The 20,892-nt window shown below is 43.7% G+C and carries 17 protein-coding genes and 6 pseudogenes; all 23 read right to left on the bottom strand.

From position 1 onward, the window contains the following. Positions 1 to 27 precede the first annotated feature (27 nt). Entirely contained in the window at positions 28 to 882 is an 855-nt protein-coding gene (locus ACH9UM_RS09200) for an ABC transporter ATP-binding protein (RefSeq protein ID WP_229092161.1), read from the bottom strand. Continuing rightward, positions 872 to 1,174 (bottom strand): annotated as a pseudogene (locus ACH9UM_RS09205) (iron chelate uptake ABC transporter family permease subunit); the annotation flags it as partial. The pseudogene ACH9UM_RS09205 and the gene ACH9UM_RS09200, both read right to left, overlap by 11 nt. 96 nt (positions 1,175 to 1,270) lie before the next feature. Further along, positions 1,271 to 1,507: pseudogene (locus ACH9UM_RS09210) on the bottom strand (RHS repeat domain-containing protein); the annotation flags it as partial. Continuing rightward, the gene (locus ACH9UM_RS09215) at positions 1,504 to 2,007 is read right to left on the bottom strand and encodes a DUF4313 domain-containing protein (protein WP_400091132.1); all 504 of its coding nucleotides are present in this window, start codon (positions 2,005 to 2,007) and stop codon (positions 1,504 to 1,506) included. The gene ACH9UM_RS09215 and the pseudogene ACH9UM_RS09210, both read right to left, overlap by 4 nt. 4 nt (positions 2,008 to 2,011) lie before the next feature. After that, the gene (locus ACH9UM_RS09220) at positions 2,012 to 2,854 is read right to left on the bottom strand and encodes a hypothetical protein (RefSeq protein WP_172676580.1); all 843 of its coding nucleotides are present in this window, start codon (positions 2,852 to 2,854) and stop codon (positions 2,012 to 2,014) included. Positions 2,855 to 2,941: 87 nt separating this feature from the next. Next, complete coding sequence (locus ACH9UM_RS09225; protein WP_006426976.1) at positions 2,942 to 3,259, bottom strand: hypothetical protein; 318 nt, start codon at positions 3,257 to 3,259, stop codon at positions 2,942 to 2,944. Positions 3,260 to 3,346: 87 nt separating this feature from the next. Beyond that, positions 3,347 to 5,098 carry a VirD4-like conjugal transfer protein, CD1115 family gene (locus tag ACH9UM_RS09230; RefSeq protein WP_400092391.1) on the bottom strand — a complete coding sequence of 584 codons (1,752 nt, stop codon included), beginning with the start codon at positions 5,096 to 5,098 and terminating at the stop codon, positions 3,347 to 3,349. After that, on the bottom strand, positions 5,095 to 5,349 hold the full coding sequence (locus ACH9UM_RS09235) for a DUF4314 domain-containing protein (RefSeq protein ID WP_318299347.1): 255 nt from the start codon (positions 5,347 to 5,349) through the stop codon (positions 5,095 to 5,097). Before ACH9UM_RS09235 ends, ACH9UM_RS09230 begins: the two co-directional genes overlap by 4 nt. Positions 5,350 to 5,389: 40 nt before the next feature. Further along, positions 5,390 to 5,701, bottom strand: coding sequence for a hypothetical protein (locus ACH9UM_RS09240; protein WP_023923439.1), 312 nt, complete (start codon positions 5,699 to 5,701; stop codon positions 5,390 to 5,392). Between the two features lie 83 nt (positions 5,702 to 5,784). Continuing rightward, on the bottom strand, positions 5,785 to 6,759 hold the full coding sequence (locus ACH9UM_RS09245; RefSeq protein WP_215686502.1) for an ArdC family protein: 975 nt from the start codon (positions 6,757 to 6,759) through the stop codon (positions 5,785 to 5,787). A gap of 5 nt (positions 6,760 to 6,764) precedes the next feature. Next, a pseudogene (locus tag ACH9UM_RS09250) lies at positions 6,765 to 7,572 on the bottom strand (PcfB family protein). A gap of 2 nt (positions 7,573 to 7,574) precedes the next feature. Beyond that, positions 7,575 to 8,863 (bottom strand): annotated as a pseudogene (locus ACH9UM_RS09255) (relaxase/mobilization nuclease domain-containing protein). Positions 8,864 to 8,869: 6 nt separating this feature from the next. Further along, positions 8,870 to 9,178 (bottom strand): plasmid mobilization protein, encoded by a 309-nt coding sequence (locus tag ACH9UM_RS09260; RefSeq protein WP_015513332.1) that lies wholly within the window; start codon positions 9,176 to 9,178, stop codon positions 8,870 to 8,872. Beyond that, positions 9,157 to 9,333, bottom strand: coding sequence for a DUF3789 domain-containing protein (locus ACH9UM_RS09265; protein ID WP_015513331.1), 177 nt, complete (start codon positions 9,331 to 9,333; stop codon positions 9,157 to 9,159). Before ACH9UM_RS09265 ends, ACH9UM_RS09260 begins: the two co-directional genes overlap by 22 nt. A 138-nt stretch (positions 9,334 to 9,471) precedes the next feature. Next, entirely contained in the window at positions 9,472 to 9,795 is a 324-nt protein-coding gene (locus ACH9UM_RS09270; RefSeq protein ID WP_015513330.1) for a hypothetical protein, read from the bottom strand. Between the two features lie 81 nt (positions 9,796 to 9,876). After that, positions 9,877 to 10,680: a site-specific DNA-methyltransferase gene (locus ACH9UM_RS09275; protein ID WP_226793175.1), complete on the bottom strand. Its 804-nt coding sequence runs from the start codon at positions 10,678 to 10,680 to the stop codon at positions 9,877 to 9,879. 20 nt (positions 10,681 to 10,700) lie between these two features. Next, the gene (locus ACH9UM_RS09280) at positions 10,701 to 11,447 is read right to left on the bottom strand and encodes a hypothetical protein (RefSeq protein ID WP_007884619.1); all 747 of its coding nucleotides are present in this window, start codon (positions 11,445 to 11,447) and stop codon (positions 10,701 to 10,703) included. A gap of 6 nt (positions 11,448 to 11,453) precedes the next feature. Continuing rightward, positions 11,454 to 12,431 (bottom strand): DUF3991 and TOPRIM domain-containing protein, encoded by a 978-nt coding sequence (locus ACH9UM_RS09285; RefSeq protein WP_006426986.1) that lies wholly within the window; start codon positions 12,429 to 12,431, stop codon positions 11,454 to 11,456. Further along, positions 12,431 to 13,591 (bottom strand): methionine adenosyltransferase, encoded by a 1,161-nt coding sequence (gene metK / locus ACH9UM_RS09290; RefSeq protein ID WP_015513328.1) that lies wholly within the window; start codon positions 13,589 to 13,591, stop codon positions 12,431 to 12,433. The genes ACH9UM_RS09285 and metK overlap by 1 nt, the downstream gene beginning before the upstream one ends. Before the next feature lie 88 nt (positions 13,592 to 13,679). After that, positions 13,680 to 18,045 (bottom strand): annotated as a pseudogene (locus tag ACH9UM_RS09295) (SpaA isopeptide-forming pilin-related protein). Between the two features lie 74 nt (positions 18,046 to 18,119). Continuing rightward, the gene (locus ACH9UM_RS09300; protein ID WP_015513326.1) at positions 18,120 to 18,602 is read right to left on the bottom strand and encodes a gamma-glutamylcyclotransferase family protein; all 483 of its coding nucleotides are present in this window, start codon (positions 18,600 to 18,602) and stop codon (positions 18,120 to 18,122) included. Between the two features lie 12 nt (positions 18,603 to 18,614). Then, positions 18,615 to 19,572, bottom strand: a pseudogene (locus ACH9UM_RS09305) (amidoligase family protein). A gap of 2 nt (positions 19,573 to 19,574) precedes the next feature. Further along, positions 19,575 to 20,870, bottom strand: coding sequence for a DNA (cytosine-5-)-methyltransferase (gene dcm, locus ACH9UM_RS09310; protein ID WP_215686504.1), 1,296 nt, complete (start codon positions 20,868 to 20,870; stop codon positions 19,575 to 19,577). Positions 20,871 to 20,892: the final 22 nt, after the last annotated feature.

Consider the following 20,892-nt stretch of genomic DNA (forward strand, 5'->3'; position numbering starts at 1 on the left):
TCTTGTCGTTCTACTACTATTTTCTTCTTACACCGCCAGCACAAACTTCCGTCCATCAACCCTTGTCACACCAAGCTCAATGCCATACAGTTCCCGGATGCTCTCTTCCGTAATCACTTCTTCCGGATCACCTTCCACCAGCACTTTTCCATCTTTCATGCCGATGACATTATCTGAATATGCGATTGCCTGATTGATGTCGTGCAGTACCATGATGATGGTTATTCCAAATTCCTGATTGAGTTTTTTCACCAGTTGCAGGATCTCAATCTGATACCGGATATCCAAATAGGTAGTCGGCTCATCGAGGAACAGCGTCTTTGTTCCCTGACAAAGTGCCATTGCAATCCATACACGCTGACGCTGTCCACCGGAAAGTCTTGACACTTCTCTGTCACGATATTCTGTCAGATTGGTTACTTCCAATGCCCACTGAATCATACGCTCATCTTCGGCACTGTCTCCCTGCATCATTTTCTTATGTGGGGTTCTTCCGAATGCCACCAGATTCTCAACGGTGATATCGTCTGATGCACTGTTATACTGCTGAACAATCGCAACCTTTCTGGCAAATTCTTTTAAATTCAGGTTCTGGATATTCTTTCCTTTGAGGAAAATATTTCCTTTTCTCGGATATAAGTTTTTCGTCATCAGGGAAAACAATGTAGATTTTCCACATCCGTTTGCTCCCATAATCGTTGTGATTTTACCTTCTTCAATCTTCAGGGATACGCCCTTTAAGACTTTATTTTTTCCATAGGAAAAGTGCAGATCTCTAACTTCCATCGCAGGCTTGTCTGCCCACTTATCCGCTTTTTTCACTTTCTTTGCTGCTTCATTCTCTGTAGAAGTCAAATCCATATTCTTTTCTTTACTTCGCATACTTCTTAGACCTCCTTAACAGAATGATGAAGAATGGGCCTCCGACCACACTCATAATGATGGATGCGGATACCTCATACGGAGCAGCTATCGTTCTTCCGATGGTATCTGCCAGCAGGAACGTAAACGCTCCGAACAAAGCACTAAATGGAACTAATGCCTTGTGGTCGCTTCCTACTAAAATTCTTCCGATATGCGGAACAATCAGTCCTAAGAAACTAATCACTCCGGCTACTGCTGTGGAAATACTTGCAAGCAATACTGCTATCAGTGAAATCACGATACGCATTGCATCGGTTGCTTTGACCTGCTGATAATTCTTATCATAAACGTAGCTGATCTGATTTCCTTTCGGATCTGTACCACTGGTCATGTTGTACATCTTATCATAAGTATAAGTGGTGGTATTCCCCAGTGCGTCAGTACTTGCTGTAATATTTCCCACACCATCCAGCGTATAAGCGGTCACACCGCCATCGGCTGCTGTCTTGGAAGTCAGATTGCCATTCGCATCGTAACTGTTCGAGGTTACATTTCCAAGTGGATCTGTCATGGTAACTGCACGATTCATCGCGTCATACGTGAATCCCCATGCTGCTCCATTTCCATCCACATATCCGGTCATGTTCGGTCCCGGTCATACGAATACGTTGTTGTGACACCTCTGCCGTCTGTCTGGGATACCATACGATGTTTGTCATCGTAAGTATAGGTAATGGCTGTTCCATCCGGTTTTGTAGATGTGACCATATTTCCATTACCGTCATAACTGTAAGTAACCGTTGCTCCGTTATATCCAGTTGCACTGGTCAGCTTATTCTGCTCATTATAAGTATAGGTTGCATATCCTGATCTTCCTGTTTCATTCAACACTTTTCCAAGTTTATGTTCCTTGATAAAATGAAGCATATCCTTGGTAAAATCTCCTGTTATAAAAGCCTCATTTGGCTCTAAGAACTGATAGGGCAGATTAATGGTTACATCTCCAAAATCTTCCCAGTCTCTCCCTTCCTTATGGCAGAGTCCTACATATAAATTTCCATTGTTCCGATAAGAGCTCACTCGTATCGCTACTGTCTCACGTCCGAATTCCCAGTTATATCTTAATGTTTTCTTTGTATCCATATTTTTAACCTCCAAGTCCCATCATTTCTCTGACAATACGGTCAGATGCCTTAATTGCTCCAACCAGCACCAGTAAATTGAATACCAGCTCTCCTACATAGTTCCACACGATTGTAACTGCACTCAGCTCCGTATCTCCGACTGCCGGAGGACTTGCCGCATAAGCAGAAAAGATAATACACGCCAGTGCAATAATTGCCCCTTCCAGACACACGCCTATATATGAACGGATAAAGTTCTTTCCGATGGACTGCGTGGGTTCTCCTGCAAACGAGGAAATCGGAATCGGGGCGATTGCTGTATACATATAGATTTTGAACATTCTGCCATACACTGTCAGAATCATTACAAATGACAATACAGTAATCAGCAGACTGCCAAGCAGTGTGACAATCCACAACGGAATGGATTCCAGCATTCCCACGCTCTCAATCTTATCTACAATCTCCGTTGGCAGTTCCGTCACGCTTCCTGCCATACTGGAGCCACTCATTACGGTTGTCACGATTCCCTGCACAATGGAAAACAGTGCCTGCATAAGTTCCATCCCGTATGTAATTGCTCCCTGAGCAAGTGCAAACCGGATAAATGCTTTTAGCACATGTTCCGGCTTTTTCAGATCTGTAAAACTGCCACACGTTTTTATGATTCCGGCTGCAAAAAATAACACCAGTAATCCATAGGCAATGGCTGTCAGTGTATCATTGATATTGGTCATAATCCGCCAGATGCCGCCACCCTTAAAAGTTGCCGGATTTTCAGTCAGCAGAGTCCACAGTTCTGCCATCTTTTCACTCCATGTGGATAGTGCTGAGTTTAGATTCTGTACAATCCAGTTATCACTCAAAAACTCTCACCTCCCTGAACATATTTTTGAATGCAGGAGTACCTTCCGGCACTCCTGCTGTCTCCTGATATACTTTTTCAAAGAGGCTTACGCCATAATCAGATCCAGGATTTCTTTGGCGAACGTAATAATTACCCCTCCGGCCAGTGTCAGAAATCCATTTGCCCTCTGGCTTGGATCATGGCTTTTTAAAGACAGACCAACCTGCACAACACCAAATCCAAGCAAAATCAAACCGATCGCACGAATCAGGGAAAAAATAAAAGTAGACAGGTTATTGATAACGGACAGCGGATCTCCGGCTGCGAATGCGGTCGTTGCTCCGACCGTTACGGTCAGTACCAGTGCCATATAAAGACTCATCCACTTTTTCTGTTTTCTCCCCATCGGCATCGGGGTTGTCATTTTTTCAGTTGTATTCTTTTTTGTTCTATTCTTTTCTCCTGTGAGAAATTTCTTCAATACACATCACTCCCATCCATCAAAAAACTGCTATTCACCAAGAATGTCCTCGGTAGACAGCAGTTCGTAGTCGTCTAATCTGTTAATGTCAATCTTTAGGTCGTCGTGAGCCAGTGGTATTTTCGCATAATCATAAGGCGATGCACCACCGTCCTCTGTGTATCTGAAATTCACATGCTTTTTTAAATCATATTTATCGTCCATGATCGGACGCTCCCCACGAATAAACAAAATCGCTTTGCGGTTATCTAAAAGCCGTATTTCATCCGGTGTTAAAAGTTCCCTTCCAGTCTGCTGATAATTCACCGAATAGCTGCCGCTACGCCCTTTTGTCTGTCCGTAGGTATTGGTATCCAATGTCTCTTTTCCCAATAATTCCGAGACATACTTATGTCCTTCTTTTTCATTTCCACCCAGATATAAAAATTCATCGCAGTTACCGATAAGGCTCTCATACGAGTCTTTAAACAAGGCTTTCATCTGTGCGATGTTCTGGATGATGATACTGCAGGAAATCCCTCTGGAACGCATGGTTGCCAGAATCTTGTCAAAATCATCCGGCAAGGCTACGTTTGGCCATTCATCCATAATACAGTGTACCGGAATCGGAAGCCTTCCTCCGTACTTCCGGTCTGCCACATAATACAGTGTCTGAAACAGATTGCTGTAAATCATGCCGACCAGATAATTCATACTGGTGTCCGCATCTGGAATACAGCAAAACAGTGCCACTTTTTTCTCCCCGATACTGTATAAGTCCAGTTCGTCTGTACAGGTCAGATTGGCGATCTGTTTCAGATTGAACGCTGCCAGACGGACACCAACAGAAATCAAAATAGATTTCGCAGTCTTGCCGGCCGCCTGCTTATAAATGGCATACTGCTTGACCGCAATACTCTCCGGGTCCCGCATTTCCAGTCTTTCAAACAAAATGTCCAATGGGGACTGGTAATCCTCATCATCTTCTTTGACCTGAGCGCTTCCAAGCATTTCCATGATCATCGGAAAGTTCTGTTCTTCCGGTGGAGCCTCATGCAGCAAATACAGCATAAGTGCCTGTAAAAGTGCAGTCTCGGACTTCTCCCAGAACGGGTCTGAACTCTGCGCTCCCTTCGGTGTTGTGTTGCGGATCAGGTTATTGATCAGCTTCAGTACATCCTTATCATCCCGGACATACGCAAACGGATTATAACACCAGGAAGTCTCCGGATTGATCAAATCAAAAACCCGGACTTCATATCCATTCCGTTCCAGAACACCTCCGGTTTTACGCAAAAGTTCTGCCTTGGGATCAGTAATCACCATCGAACAGTTGCACTGCATGATGTTTGGGATTGCATACGTCCGGCTCTTTCCAGCTCCTGAACCTCCGACTACCAGCACATTTAGGTTTCGTTTGTGCTTATAGCCGTCCAGTCCCATACGGAAATGCTGTGTTAAAAGCAGATTCTGCGTGTATTGTTTTTCGCAGTAACGTCTGCAGATTTCGGACACGTTGCCCCATTTTGCGGAACCATGTTCCACACCTCTTCTATAATTTCTTTTTTGGGATTCATAAATACCAATGCCTAAGAAATAGGCTGCTGTGAATATCAGAATACATTTGAACGTATACGGTGTATACGTGATAAAAAACGGCTGTTCGAGTTTTTCGCTCAGCATTTCTAAGATTTGAATAAAATTCTTATCCGGTGCAATGGCACAAGCGGTAATCGCTGCCGCCCACCAGACAAATGGCAGAAAGACAAGATACAGAACCCAGTCCTGCTTTTTTGTACTTATCTCTGCAAGTCAGATTCTCTTTTCTTTCGTGGCTTTTCTTCTGGATGTCCCTGTCCTTCTTTCTTATGAAAGGAATCCACTCCCGGTATCAGTGAGAGACTTCTGCCGTTGTCCCAACTGATGCCGAGCTGACCCGCATCATCCACATACTGCACAGTTCCTTCCAGTCCCTGCGGCATATCCGCTTCTCCGTCCATCGAATCCAGACAGATTCTTGTTCCTGCCGGATACTGTTCTCTAAGTCGTGCCACTTTTTCTCTTGAATAAATGACCAATCAACCACTCCTTTCTCTACCAGAACATGTGTCTGGTGGTATTCGGTTTTGCAACCTGAAGGATGACTTTATCTATTCCGTCACTGTATCTTCCGGCTGCAAGATATTTACTTCTGAGTCTGTTCAGTGCCTTACGGATCTGCCTCTGTTCCCCGGCTGTAATCTGCAGCCGTTTCTGGGCGAGGTCGTATTCACTTACTTTTTTCAGAAGAGCTTTCGTTTCTTCCAAACATTCGTCCTGCTCATTCTGTGCCTGCAGCTCATCATTCAGTGCCACCACGAACATATTTTTCATAATGTTATCCATCTTCAAATAGTATTTTGTCATCTGGCTGACCTCCTTTTTTTGTTACACCAACCATATCACAAGACCTCCGTAATAGCTACTCCAACCGTCCAACTTTTTCACTTTTATCGTTCCGGCTGGTTCTTTGCTTTTTTCTCTTTTCCGGATGCTTTTTCATCCTTGGTTTCCGGTGTTTTTACAGGGTCTCCGATTGCGAACTCATCGGTTACATACTCCTGTTCCTTTGCACCAAAATTGCGTTCGATATGGTTTCGGATACTGTAGGAAGCCTGACGGACATCATTTAAAAAGTCTCTCAGTTCCTGCGGATCTTTCTTTCCACATTCATTCCTCTGTGCAATATACTCCAGATTGAATCCGGTAACATCTACACCATAACGTTTCGCAATCACATAGGCAGCACAATAAGCCTGTGCGCTGACTTTCTGTCGGCTGTAGGTTCCGGTATGCTGATCCATCGCTGCACACGCCAGTTCTCTGTTCAGTGCATGGAATGTCGTTACTTCACTCATTCCGTTGCGGATATAGATGGTACGATATCTTGGATTGTACTGGGCCTGCACTTTGTCTGGCAGATTATCCTCAATCTGCACACGTACCGACTGGTCTTTTAAGGCAGCTCCTACCAGTTCTGTCAGGCTTCGCTGAGGGCGTTCTTCCAATGGCTTCCCTGTCATCTGGCTGATGTCAAATCCTTTTCCGATCGTATACCCTCTCCGCATTTCTCCATCTTTTTCATATTCAGTGGAAATCATATAAGTAATGCCATGCTCCCCTGCTTTTACCGAACGGTGTTCTTCTCTCCAGCGTTCATAAGACCTTACCACCTTAAAATCCGGATGCTGTCCATAGATCAAAAGCAGATTCGGTGTTCTCTGTGTATTACACTCTGCCATAAAATCCAGAAAACCTTTCAGTTTTTCTCCATCCTGAAAAACTCCCTGTGCCTGTGAATCTACTTCAGCCCATACCTCTTCTCTTTCCTGCTGTTTTTTGGCTGCATATTCTTCTTTCGTCAATTTCTGTTCAGGAATCGGCTGTTCTTCCGTTCCACCTGAAATCATATCTGTTAAATCCATATACATTACCTGCCTTTCGTTTTCATATTCTTGCGTTTCTTCCTGCTCTCTCTGGCATTTTTCCGTCTGTCCGGCCGTTTACGTTTCTCTTCCTGCTCCTTGCGGATATCTCCGAGTTCTTTCCGCACAGATGGTTTTTCATTCTTTTCTTTCCAGCTAGTTTCCCGATCGGAAGAAGTATTTCTGTTGCGCGAGAAAGGTTCGGATGGATTCTTTTCTTCCCCTTCCTGCGCCTGTGTAAAATTTCCTTCCGGGAAAGCCTCATCCCCGATCTGGAACATTTCTTCCGCATCGTCCAGTTCAAATTCTATCTTGCCTTCCGGCAGGACAACGGTCTCTGTCCGTACATTCTCCCTTGATTCTTTTTCCATCTGGTTTTCTGTCTTTTCCGGTGCAGTCTCTTTTTCCACTGCTTCTGTAACCATAGAACCTGATTCTGCTTTTACAAAATCCAGATTCATCCGGTCTAATACCCGGTTCATCTTCGCGGCATCATCTGCAAATACCATGACCTCTGTCTGGTCCAGGATTCACCTTATCTTTGATGACTACATATAAGATACCTCTCGCCTTGGCTTCTTTTGCAAATTCTTTTAAACGGTCACCCGGAACGGTAAAAAATTTCATCGGGCGCTGTTCCTTTAACATTCTGGTAAGCCTTGTTTTCCCTCTTGTCTTTTTCTGATCCTTTAATGCGGCCGCAATAAAGATTGCCACGTGCTTTGCCACATTTCCGGTAATCTTCAAAGAGTATTCCATTCCTTCCAGACTGTACCGCACCACCTGATCAGCCGGTTCTGCTCCATAATTCATACTTATCTCACCTCCTGACTCTTCTGCATTCTTTCTTTATCTTCCACACGTTTTTCATTCTGGCTCTGTTCTTCTGCTTTCTGAAGTTTCGCTTCGATTTCCAAGGAATGTTTCTCAATCTGAACGGTCATACGAACTTCCTTACGGAGTCGCTTCAATTCCTCATTGATTTCGGACAATCGTTCTTCCCCCGTCTTGCTGCCCCCATTCCGATACAATCTTCTGCGTTCTTTCATAAGTTCCGCAATCTGCTTTTGCAATGGCTCTCGGTATGCGGCAAGCTGCTCTCTGGTTATGATGTCATGTTTCATTAGAAATTCAATCTGTTCAATCCTGCGGTCCAGTTTCCGGATATCCTCTCTGACAGCGTATGGACTCCTTTTCGGTCTTTTTGGCAGTACCCCCATTTGATATAAATAGGAATAATACAGTGCCTGAATCCCGGTCAGTTTCTTTTTGGGATGAATCTGTACTGCCTTTTGATAGACTCGTTTCACCTTGGGCTGTAGTATCTGCCCACGTATTTCCTCTTCAGAATAATTTTTTCCAAGGGAACGCAGACGAATATACCGCTCCATTCCCGGAGCTTTTAAAGAAATGTATTTCCTGTTCAGTTTCCATGTATAACCCCGCTTTTCCATCTCTTTTAGGAATTGTGACCAGGAGTAGCTTTCCTGTACCGATTCCCTGATATCCAAACGGATCGCCGTTCTCCATGTCGGCTTTCCTTCCTGTTCTGCTTTCCACTGTACATAAGGGATTGATTTTTTCTGATTGGATTCAATGATAGACAGACCATATTTTCTGCACAGGTCATCGGAAATCTTACGGATCTCCGTATAATAACTCTTGGCATTACTATGGTACTTATGTCCGTCCACCATGCTTACAGAATTCCAGACAATATGATTGTGATAGTGTCTGGTATTAAGATGTGTTGTTATGACGACTTCAAATTGTCCTTTTAAGAGCCGGTCTGCCAATTCCTGCCCGATGAGATGTGCCAGTTCCGGTGTCACTTCACCTTCTGCAAAACTCTGTACCAGATGGTATCCTTCTACACCGCCCATCTTATGGAATCTCTTTTTCGTTGCCAGCATATCTTCATACGCATTTTCATTGGTACATCCGATGGTATCTTCGAAGACCGCCTGTTCCGTCTTGGTCCAATTCATGGCATAATCGATGGCAGCCTCCAGAGAGTCCGCTTTCTGTGTGGTTTTTTCTTTATCTTTCACATATTCGATAGAACGGTCAGGCGGTGGACGGGGATAACACTTGTATAAGCCATCCGGCATTACCACTCTTCCTTTACCAGATGCCATGTTTCTTTGGTAAGCCGCAGCATTTCCTGAATACTCTGCTCGCTTGCCATACCAGAAGCATTGGCAACATGTGCAAGCTGATTGGCATTGTTGCATAAGCCTGCAATCTTTCGGAGCAATTCGGGATGATGCTCACAGGGTTTTGCATGAACCTGCGCTCCTAAAATCAACGAACGCATAAACTCTTCCCGGCTCAGACCGCTTCTTTCGACCTGCTCATTCAGTTCCCTGACTTCCCTTGCATTAAGCCGTACCGGGATCACATGGTTTCGTTTTCGCATTGCATCACCGTCCCTTCTTTTTTCTCTTCCTCTTTCATCATACCGCCAAGATCCTCATCGGATTTTTTCGCTGCAACCATGCAACAGGTCACTATCACTCCTATAAATCCTCCGCTCATCAATGCGATTACAATCATTACTCCATTTCTTAACATGACTTGATCCTTCCTTTCCATTTCCGTCTGTGTCCGGGGGATTGGGGTTCTCCCCAAAGTGCGTTTGGATATCCAAACGCTATGCTTGCAAAACGAGTACCGCCAGTTTCTGTAGCACCGGATTGACTCGATTCTGATTTATTTTGATTCTTTTATCTGTACCAGTCCATCAAGTGTCGTACAAATGATATGGAGTCTGTCTGCCATACTGATTTCGGTATTCATTGTTCCTGTCACTTCTTTCCCACATACGACTACCATCCGGCATCTCCGTAAAAGGATATGGGACATTCTTCCATATCCCTGCATATCTTCTGCATCAGACTCTTCCAAGAATGGTGAGAATACAAATCTCGGACAGATTGGTACATACCCAAGTTCATAGATTTTTCTGCAATATTTCTGCACTTTTACCCGGCTTTCTTCTGCTGAACAGCACACATAAGCCAGCGCCTGTTCCATACGCTCCATCTCCTTCCTGCATCCAGTTGGATGCCACTCATTTTCTCTATAAAAAACAAGATGTCCAATTGGACATCCCGGCTACTTTTCATCCTCTTTCTGCTCTGCTTCTAATGCAATTTTCACTCTGTCACTTCCCAGTTTGTAGTAGGCATCTGTTACCTCAATTCCCACTGCACGATAACCTGTCATAACCGCTGCAAGGACAGTTGTTCCTGCTCCGACAAACGGGTCCAGGATCAGCCCTCTCGGTTCACAAATCTGGATAACATCTTTCATAAGCTGCAACGGTTTCTCTGTCACATGAATCCGGTTCTGCGGATTGCCATATCGGAAGACGCCCGGCAGACAAGATACCGGACGGTTGATCGGCATCGGTCCGTTACTGCCCCACACAATATATTCAGCCTGCTGGCGGAAACGGCCTTTCTGTGGACGGGAGTTTCCCTTATCCCACACCGCTGTTCCTCGCCAGATCCATCCTGCCCACTGCAATGCATCGGTAATCGATGGATACTGACGCCAGTCAATGAACAGACAGATCGGAGCACCTTTCTTGCAGGCTTTCCGCACATCATAGAGCCATTCAGCCATCCAGTGCGTCCAAGATCTCTGGTCTTTGTTATCCCCATCGAAATCCGGAAGTGCATTGGCAGCACTCATACTGCTGTATTTCTGATTTGTAGTACGATTTCTTTCATTCTGTTTTGTTCCACCGGATGCATACGGCGGATCGGTAATAACTGCATCAAAGATTCCCGGCTGGAATGCTTTGACCAGTTTTAATGTATCTCCATGTAATATTTTCCAGTTTTCCCCTTCAGTATATTCCTCCGGGTATGTTCCCTCTTTCATAAGTTCTTCCAAACTCAGGCCATTTGTCATAGGCATCATCCTTTCTTTTCTCAGCGTTCCGGCTGATTTTTCTTCTTTGTCTTTTTATTTTCTTTGGGCGGCGGACTCAACTCAGTTTCTACATATTCGCTGATAATCAAAAGTGCTTTGTAATAGTCCCCACTTTCCAATACCCTTTTACGCATTTCTTTTGCTTCTGCTGTCTGTTTATTCTTTTTCAAAAGAGTTGAGGCATCGCCCATAATGGAAAAAATATTCCCATCATGTCCAAGGAGCTGTAACTTGGGACGTTGTTTCTCAGGCTTTGTCGGAATCTGCTCTGTTTTCTTTTCATACATTTTCGGCTGTTCCATATTAGGATGCCAAAAATGCACATTCATCGTTCCACCATCTACCTTGATATCCCTCTGTTCAAATCCTTCACCCCACCCGTCACTGTACTGCCCTGTAATGTATTCGGTGAATTCCTGTAGTTCTTCCTGACTTAAAAATTCATTTAATTCCAGTTTGGTACAGCCGTACAGGATTCCGTCTTTGTTTTCTATCGTAACAACTGCACTTTGTATCTTTTCCTGAATGGACTCACTTCCGTCAAAATACTGCATGAGATCATCTTCCCCATAGCGTTCCAGTTCTTCTCGGATGACTTCTTCATAATCGGCAAGTTCTGTTCCATCTAATGGCATTCCATATTCATCACTCTCCGACCACTCTTCTTCCCATTCGGATTCTTCTGAATAAAGATTTCCAGTCAGCTCCGTCAACAGATGTACGTGCATCGTTCCTTTTTCTTCCATTCTCTATCACCTTCTTTCTAATGGTCTGTCCCTGCATTTATTTGTCTGCTTTTTTTCTTTCGCAAGGTCTGCATAATCTGCCCCTTCTTTTTCCGGCAGATTGCAAATAATCTGATACGTTCCCTCGTAATGTTTTTTCATCTGTTCTTTCGCCCATCTCCCGGCAAAGTCATTATCGGTGCAGATTTCAATTTCTTTGATTTCCGGATGGTTCTTCAGAAACTCTTCCAGTGCATCCGGCAGCTTTTTAAAACGTTCACTCTGTATCTGTGTGTTTTCTTTCGGAGCAGCGATTCCTCCAAGGGAAAGACGATATTTATCCCTCTTTCCTTCTTCCAGTGTCATGTGGGCCAGTGCATCAATACACGCTTCATATACGACAACTCGTTTTGTTTCTCTTTCCGGTGGAATGCAAAAGCTGTACTTTTTTTCACTCCCGGTCTGCTCCATCTTGAATCCTTTCCCGTTTTTTTCATAGATTCCTCGCAGGAATGCATATCTTGCTTTTCCGGATTCATCTTTTCCAACAAAAACAGCGTTATGGTACGGGACACTTTCATAAAGGATTTCATGCGAAATGCAATACGTGATCACTTCATCGCTGATTCCTCTGTGGTTTAAATAAGCCCTGATTCGTCTGCAATTACAATATCTCTCCGGCAGCTTAAAGGGTGGTTTTTCCTTTTTCGCAGACTGTGTCGGAATAAAAGACGGACTCTCTTCGCACAACAGTTTTACGGCATCTGTAAATTTCATTCCATCTACTTCAATCAGGAACCGCAGTGCGGACACGCCACCGATATCTCTGGATTTCCAATGCCATTTGCTGGACAGTTCATTGATTTTAAAACTGTCATGATCCGTCAACTGCCATTCATTTCTGGTCCTTGTCTTTTGCAGTCTCTGTGCCTGATGCGTTCGCAAATACTCATACGCAGTCATATTCTTTGCTGCCTGAATCTCTTCTTCCGTTACCCAGGGCATTACAGAATGGTATCCTGAAGAGCCAGTACCTTATCGGTTCGCTCCCAAGGAAACTCCTTTCTTCCAAAGTGTCCAAAAACTGCGGTCTGACGGAAAATCGGACGGTTCAGCCGGAGAGATTCCATGATCTGGACAGGTGTCACTCCAAACACCAGAGGGATTGCTGCCGCCAGACAATCATCCGCACACACTTTTCCTGTACCAAAGGTGTCTACCTCAATCATAACCGGCTCTGCTACTCCGATTGCATAAGCCAAAGACACCTGACACTTGCTTGCAAACTCAGCAGCTACTATATTTTTGGCGATATACCTTGCCATATAAGCTGCCGAACGGTCTACTTTCGAACAGTCTTTTCCCGAAAATGCACCGCCGCCATGCGGAACCATACTGCCATAAGTATCCACCATCAGCTTTCTTCCGGTCAGTCCGGTATCTGCATCAAATCCTCCGCACACAAATTTTCCTGACGGATTGATCAGAATCTTCGTATCCTCATCCGGCGGCAGTAATCTGAGTGCTGAGCGAAGCACTTTCTCTCTGATCTCGGCATCTAACTTCTTCAGGTTCTTTTCTGCACCATGCTGGCAGGAAACAACAACACTTTCCAGTCTCACTGGTTTTCCATCTTCATATTCTACGGTTACCTGTGCTTTTCCATCCGAAAAGATATCTTTGATATATCCGCTTCTTCTGCAAGCCGAAAGTTCACGTGTGATCCGGTGTGCCAGAACAGTCGGCATTGGCATAAGCTGCGGAGTATCATCACACGCATATCCGACCATAACACCCTGATCTCCAGCTCCCCTGCTTCTATCTCTTAATTTTGCGCCGATATTATCCCGAAATTCTTTCGACACACTCACTGCTTTCGCAATATCTGGACTCTGCTGGTGTACAAACGTATCCATTTCTATCCCATCTGTACAATATCCACACTCTTCTAAAACTTTTCGGATCACATCAAACACTGGTGGTTCATATCCGCTGGTGATTTCTCCTGCTACAAACACATTTCCTCTTGTAGCAAGGACTTCACACGCCACTCTCGAAGATGGATCGTAACGCAGACATTCATCTAAGATTGCATCTGCTATCTGATCGCATACTTTATCCGGGTGTCCTTCTGTTACTGATTCTGCTGTATAAAAACGTCTCATCTTTCTTCTCCTTATCTACAGACAGGGCAGGCGCTGCCTTATGAACATCTCCTGCCCTGTCAGATTGGTTTATCCTGTAATTTTTATTTTATTTTACTTCTGTTTCTTCTTTGTTGTCTGTCATTTTTGACTTCTTTCTGCGGTATACAGTCACTCCTGTAGCTGTTCCGGCAGATGCCAGTGCAAGCAGAACAAACGGCCATACTTTCTGGTTATCACCTGTTTTTGGTGCATTTGTTTTTTCTGTTGTTTTCTCCGGTGTTCTGGCATCTTTCATTTCTACTTTCTGGACTTCCATTGTATCTTTCAATGTGAATGTAACATCTTCCGCAATCTCGTAACCATCCGGCGCTGTGATCTCACGCAGAGTAAGTTCTTCATTGACCGGGAGCTTTGCAACGGAATGTGGCTTTCCATCCGTAATCCACTCTTCCAAAACAGTTCCATCTTTGCGGATGATCTGAAGCTTTGCCCCTTCCAGTTCTTTTCCGGTTGTTAGGTCTGTTTTTGAAATTTCCACTTTGGAATATTCGTCTTTCATCTCAACCTTTGTCACACTTCCATCTTCTTTGACTTCAAACGTCACATCGCTGGCAGACACATAGCCATCTTCATAAGGAGCCAGTTCCTCATGTAAGGTATAACTTCCTTCCGGCAGTCCGTAAATGACATGTTCTTCCTTCGTACTAATCCACTCTTCCACAACAGTTCCGTCTTTATCAATGACCTGCAGTTTTGCTCCTTCCAGCTCATTTCCGGTTGTTGCATCTGTTTTGGTAATACGTGTTTCTGTCGGCTGATTCTCAACTTCTTTGTTCAGTTCAATCTTTGCAAGATTCTGATTTTCATAGGTTGCATCTACATTCCATACTTCTTCATTTGGAAGATATCCGGCTTTTCTGACTTCCTCTTTGACATAGTATTTTCCATGTGGAAGATCACTGTCGAAAGTAAGTGTTCCCTTTGTATCTGTTGCTTTCTTTTCCAGCAGGGTATCTTTCTCTACGAGAACCTCTCCCTGATTAGAAAGAATATCTTCCGCAGCATACAGTCCAAAAATAACACCTTCCAGCTTTTCTCCTGTGACAGAATCCTTCTTTTCTACCGATACGGAAACTTTCTGTCTTTCATTTTTATAGGTAACGCCTTCATAAACGACTGCCTGTGTATCATCCTCTGCTGTCAGGGTAAATTCTTTCTGTTCTGTATTCAGGACAAAATTCTCTCCTGCTACAACCTCTTTCAGATAATACGTTCCCAGTGGCAGATTGTTGATAACTGCTGTTCCATTTTCATCTGTAGTCAGTTTGGCTACCAGATCATCTTTCTCATAACGAACAACTGGATTTCCTTCTTCGTCCTTTGCTCCGTCCGGTGAATAGATGGTATCTTTGGCATATACTTCGAATTCAGCACCTTCTACTCCGGTTTCTTCATATTTAAAGCCTTTATAAATACCTGTTTCTTCTTTACCAGATACGGTATTTCTTACTTTAGAAACCAGTGCTTTTACTTTTGCCAGAACAGAATCTCCGGTTACTTCGGTAAGCTGTTCTCCCTTTTTCGTCAGGAGCAGGCTTCCTACCTGTTCGTCATTTTTCTGTTCTACTTCTACAATCGCAGCTCCTGTATCCGGATCAATCTGATGTGCAGTGTTTGAGGATACTGTAATTACAATACCATTCTGTGGATTTTCTTTATATGTTCCTTTTGTAGTCTGCTCTAATGGTGAAATAATCGTTGTTCCATCATACAGGGACTCTTCGCTTCCCTGTCTTACAAATCCTTCCGGTGCTTTTACTTCTTCGATTCGATAGGTAGCGCACTTCAGTTCCTGCGGTGTGATCAGATATCCTTCCTCATTTGTTTTGAATACACTGATCTTTTCTTTCTTCGGATACTGAACAACCTGTTCCACATATTTCTTATTTGTCACATCGTAAATCTTATAAGAGGCTCCGGCCTTTAAAACCGTATTTCCAGTCTGTGCATCCTTCTTTACGATTTTCAACAAAAATTCAAACGGACGGTCATCAAATACTCTCCACTGCATTGGTTCTCTGCTGTCATTTTCCACATTTACAACAAATGGATCAATGGTTTTCAGATTCTCCGGGGTAGTGCTTTCCACTACAACATAACTTCCATACGGCAGTTCCGGGCTGACTGCATATCCTTTGGTATCAGTGATCAGTTCCGGTACTGGTACGGCGGTTCCATTCTCATAAGTAACTGCAACCTGCTCTTTGCTGAAGTCATAATTCTTGAAATCACTTGCTGTATAGCTTTCTCCATTGGACGGTTTCAGTTTCCCATTTTTCACCTGTGTCAGGTCGCTGATCAGATATACCTTAAATCTTGCTCCTGCAACCAGGTCCAGTTTCTGTCTGCTCTCCATCTTCACTGATTTTGATTAACTGGAATGCCTGTTTCTTTACCTGCTCTTTTACCGTAAGGTCTCTTGTCACTTCGGCAACATCCTGACCTTCATAAGTTACTGATACCTCATATTTGGTAGTATCCAGTGTATATCCTTCCGGTGGAGTGATTTCTTTTAGATACATTTCTCCAAGGTATAATTCTGAAAATTCCAGTGTTCCGTCATCTCCGATGACTCCCTGTGCAATCAGGCTGTCCTGTTTATACAGAACTCCTGTTGTGCCATCCGGATGCACGATGTCCTCTTTGGCATAAAGACCATACACCGCACCACGAAGAGCACTGTCCCCCTGCGCTTTAAATGCAAGTGTTTCTTTATCGATCTTTGCGATTTTTACTTTTCCGGTGACTCTCTCATCTGTTGCTGTTACATTCAATGTCTTTCCGGCTGCAACATCTACTTTATATACTTCTGTATTCAGTTTATATCCTGTCGGAGCAGTGATCTCTTTTACATACACAGTTTTCAGTGCAGAATCAAAATAATCGCTGACTGCTTTTCCATCTCTTCCGGTTGCTGACATTGTCATCAGCAGGTTTTCACACTTCTTATCAGTATAAATACCATAAACTGCTCCTGACAGTAGATTCTGTGTATTGACATCTTTCTTCATAAGTTCAATGCGTGTCATATTCAGCCACTGTACACTAAAACTTACCGGAGCTGCTGTTTCACTTTCAAATACACCGATATCCTGCTTGGAATTTCCGGTTGTCAGCACCAGTGTTCTCCATGTCTTTCCGACAGAACCATATAAGTTGCCGGAAGCATAACTGCCTGTCAGTAATAAATCCGCAGACAGATAGAATGTATCTCCACCATAAATCTGGATTTTTCCATTTGTAACACTTGTTCCTTTGGAAAGATTATGTGCTGTCACATTTTCCGGTACACTCAATGTCACATAGTTTCTGTGATCTCCAGACAGTGTGATATTTGGTGTTTTCTGGATGTTTCCATCCCGTACTGCATTCAGCTTTGTGCTTGAAAGGCTCAGTTCACCTTTTGGCGGTTCTTCCTGTCCAAACAGATAATTGATATATGCGATAACCCCTGCATTTACAAGGTCATTATAATTACACCCTGTAAATCCGGCTTCTCCTGCATAAGCGTAGCTGGCTGCAATGTGTGTATACACATACTTTTCATCTTCCGTTTTTCCAGACAGATAACTTCCTGTCAGATCTCCTGCCCCGCCATAACCATAATAAAGGACTTTCTGTAGATTTTTATTGCTGTCCAGTACCTGTGCTACATAACTTCCACTCGGTGGGGATGCTTTCTGGGACTGAAGGCAGTATGCAATTTTCCCATTGACTGTAAACAGGCAAGTAAGATAATTTCCAATATAACTTGGATAATAAATAGTTCTCCCCTTTGTCAATGTAACTGTGGAACCGCTGCTTGTAGCTCTTTCAGCCGCAGACAATACCATCACATTTCCCTCTTCGATGTCCTCTTTCAGTTCTTTGACTGCCTGTGCAGATGCATCTTCTTCGGATGTTTCAATTTCTACATCTGTGTAGTTCTGCACAGGCGAATCCGAATCATCTTCAGATTCTGTATCTGACTTCTGTTTCTCTCCACCATTTTCTTCAGAATGTGCCTGACCTTCTGTATCCGTCAGAGTCACTTTCCGGGTGATGGTATAGCTGTCACTCTTATCTTTTGGAACGACCATATAAGTGGCAATATATGTTCCTGCTTTGTCAGAATGATACTCTCCACCATTCTCATCTTTGATACTTACAAGCGTAACATCTTCTTTTTCTGCATCATAATGGATTCCTTCCATACAGGTTTCCACCGCAAATGTTTCATCCGAAACCGCTTTTGTGATATCATCTGCTGTAACCGATGTATCTTTCTGGCTTGTTACCGCCTGTACTTCCGTCTGCTGTTCCGAGCCTGTCTGTTCGACCGCAAACGCATTTACACTGCTCAAGGTACTGATGCCCATCAGGACAGCCAGTCCAAAAGCAGCTATTCTGGTCTTTAATTTTCTAACCTTCATGTGCTTTTCCTTCCTAATTATAAATAGATTTTTTTAATTAAATACCGCAGAAGATGTTTCCTCTGCGGTACGTTTTATCTTGTATATCGATTTTTTTCTTTTTTCACTTCCTGTCTGGTACGCTTCACCGCTTTCATGACAGAATCTGTTGGAATCTGGTTATCCTTATATCCTTCCAGAATTCCATCCAGATAAAACTTCGATGGTCTTGCCGGAACATCTTTGTGCGGAGCGTTCATCATATATACAAACACCTCTTTCTCCACTCCATCCTGATTTTTTACCTGAATCGATTCTTTCCCATAAAAACTTGGGAATCCTTCATAGAAATCCAGACTCTTCTCACACGCTTCTGTGATTTTCCATAAAACTCCTTCGACACAGCTTCCCTTTTCCGGCAGTACCGTTGCTACTCCGTTACCCGGAGCCTTTCCTCGAAATGCCAGCCGATAATCTTCAAGCCGGACATTTTCCACAACTTCCGCAGCCGGACACCTGTACTTCATCTGCTCCAGATTCATGTTGCTGCCATAAGCGAAGTAATATCTATCTTCCATTTTTTCTCACCTCTATCTGACTCCTTCTGTCCTTTGATTTTTCTTCAAACACTCATACGTGCTTTTATCATATCTCCACGCAAGATCACCATCCAGATTTGCCAGCAAATGTTTTCGGACATTTTTATATTCGTCTCCAATTAACCCAAGTCTCAATAAAAATGTACGAAATGTAAATGCTGGATTTTCTGATATCAGTGTCTTTTTCATCTGTGTCGATCTCTGATTGATCGCCTGTGCGGAAATGGCTAATGCCAGAGTAATATTTGCTCTTACCTTTCCTGCATGAAGTGTGCTTTCAAAACAGCGCCATTCCAAAGTTCCTTTTGAAAACACAGCATGAAGATTCAGAGCATAATAACGGGTATGATCATAATGGGTATGACTTCCATCCCTGCCTCCATACCAGACATTTCTTACTCGGTTAGATTGTGATTGATTTATTTGGTATTTTTCGGATTTTCTCCAATACCTCCGGTCGCACCCTCTGACAATAACTATTTGCTCTTCTCTCCTGCACTTTCAGTGCTTTGAACAGAATATCTTCCTTTGCATACATAATTGTCAGTGCATTTTTCAGACTCTGCGGTGTATGATTCGATGCATCTACATGAACATGCTGACCACAGGACTCATTTACAAAACCGCCATGCTGTCGCAGACATCGTACTACTTCCTGTAACTTACCCATTTCATCATAGGATAATTTCGGAGATACCATTTCTGTTGAATATTCTCCACCTGCGTCTACAATTCGACCGTATACTTTTCGTTGTGTATAAATGCTCCCATCAGACATAAATTTCCACTTTTTTCCTTCCAAATCTATCACTGACCAGACTCCATAAGTAGTGCCGTCATAATATGCTTCTGTTCCAAACATTTCAGCAACAACTTCTGCAGCACGTTGTCTGGTAATTCCTGTCATCTCGATTTCTGTGCCAAAGTATTGGTCTTTTATACCGATCATGCCTAATGGATTCCTTTCTCAGACACTTCCTGTGTGTTGAGTTCGGAGTCTGCCTTTTGTAACAATCTGCCAATTGCCTCGATAACATTGACAGTTACTCCGTTTCCAGCCTGTTTATAAAGCTGTGCGTCAGAAGTGCTGTCTATGATCTTATCAATCTGCCAGTCGTAATAACCCTGCAGTCGCAGACATTCCCTCGGAACTAACCTTCTTATTCTGCCGTGATACAAGATGCCATGACGATCGGTTGCAGTAATTGTAAACATCGGTTCTTCGGGTTCTTTCATACGTCTGCCGTTCTGACGAACATTCTCTTTTGCTGGTGTTAAGACTGCTCTTGCTCCATCCTCTGCTAATACACCAGAACATTCTCCTTTGTATTTGTGGACACCGCATTGTCTGGTATTCAGGCTTCTGCATTCTTCCGTTACCACCGGCGGAGGTGAAAGATCGACAAAGTGCAGCGTTCCCTGTTGAACACCTGTTGTCAGGGTATGTGCGATCTGGTGTCCGACTCTTCCTCTCCTGCTGTTGAGATTCGCATAGCCTAAATCGATGCTGTCACCCTCTCTTGCAAGTTTGTAGCCGAGCTTTGTATTTTCTTTAATTGGAACACCCACATCATATAATCCTGTCTTTCCACCCATTCCTCCGGCTTGTGATGTCAGGGTACAGCTTAATCCTTTGGGACTGTAGACTCTTTTTCCCTGACTTCCTGCCCGGATTTGAACAAGAGCTGCTCCATTTGTTTCTGGTTCAGGTAATACTTTTCCGGCACATCGGAAATCAAGATATCCGACAATATACACCCGCTTTCTTGCTTGGGGGACTCCGAAATCCTTGCTGTTAAGCACTTTCCATTCGACATGATACCCCAGTTCAGAAAGCGTACTGAGGATGGTGCAAAACGTCCGGCCTTTGTCATGCGATAACAAACCGGGAACATTTTCAAGGATAAAATACGATGGTCTTTTAGCTTCAAGAATCCGGGCAATTTCAAAAAAGAGAGTTCCTCTTGCGTCAGCAAATCCTTCTCGCTTTCCGGCGATAGAGAATGCCTGGCAAGGAAATCCTGCACAGAGTAAATCAAAATCTGGCATTCGTTCTGGTTCAATTGTTCTTGCATCACTACAATACCACTCCCCTTCTGTGTCAAACAGCAATCGGTAGTTCTTATCCGCATAAGTATCCACCTCGCAATGTCCGACACAGACAAAGTTTCCTGCCCGTCTTAAGCCTTCACGGAATCCCCCGATTCCGCTAAAGAGATCAAAAAATTGAATGGTTGCGGCTATCAACCTCCTTTTTGCTGATAAAAAC

Origin of the sequence: Mediterraneibacter torques, assembly GCF_044591705.1 — a bacterium.
Lineage (GTDB): Bacteria > Bacillota > Clostridia > Lachnospirales > Lachnospiraceae > Mediterraneibacter > Mediterraneibacter torques.

Excerpts from the sequence above, each read along its gene's own strand:
- ACH9UM_RS09300 (WP_015513326.1), bottom strand. The coding sequence starts at position 18,602 with ATGGAAGATAGATATTACTTCGCTTATGGCAGCAACATGAATCTGGAG.
- ACH9UM_RS09225 (WP_006426976.1), bottom strand. The coding sequence starts at position 3,259 with ATGACAACCCCGATGCCGATGGGGAGAAAACAGAAAAAGTGGATGAGT.
- ACH9UM_RS09260 (WP_015513332.1), bottom strand. The coding sequence starts at position 9,178 with ATGCGAAAACGAAACCATGTGATCCCGGTACGGCTTAATGCAAGGGAA.
- ACH9UM_RS09280 (WP_007884619.1), bottom strand. The coding sequence starts at position 11,447 with ATGGAAGAAAAAGGAACGATGCACGTACATCTGTTGACGGAGCTGACT.
- ACH9UM_RS09240 (WP_023923439.1), bottom strand. The coding sequence starts at position 5,701 with ATGACAAAATACTATTTGAAGATGGATAACATTATGAAAAATATGTTC.
- ACH9UM_RS09265 (WP_015513331.1), bottom strand. The coding sequence starts at position 9,333 with ATGTTAAGAAATGGAGTAATGATTGTAATCGCATTGATGAGCGGAGGA.
- ACH9UM_RS09285 (WP_006426986.1), bottom strand. The coding sequence starts at position 12,431 with ATGCCCTGGGTAACGGAAGAAGAGATTCAGGCAGCAAAGAATATGACT.
- metK (WP_015513328.1), bottom strand. The coding sequence starts at position 13,591 with ATGAGACGTTTTTATACAGCAGAATCAGTAACAGAAGGACACCCGGAT.
- ACH9UM_RS09245 (WP_215686502.1), bottom strand. The coding sequence starts at position 6,759 with ATGGATTTAACAGATATGATTTCAGGTGGAACGGAAGAACAGCCGATT.
- ACH9UM_RS09200 (WP_229092161.1), bottom strand. The coding sequence starts at position 882 with ATGCGAAGTAAAGAAAAGAATATGGATTTGACTTCTACAGAGAATGAA.
- ACH9UM_RS09275 (WP_226793175.1), bottom strand. The coding sequence starts at position 10,680 with ATGACAAATGGCCTGAGTTTGGAAGAACTTATGAAAGAGGGAACATAC.
- ACH9UM_RS09215 (WP_400091132.1), bottom strand. The coding sequence starts at position 2,007 with ATGGATACAAAGAAAACATTAAGATATAACTGGGAATTCGGACGTGAG.
- ACH9UM_RS09270 (WP_015513330.1), bottom strand. The coding sequence starts at position 9,795 with ATGGAACAGGCGCTGGCTTATGTGTGCTGTTCAGCAGAAGAAAGCCGG.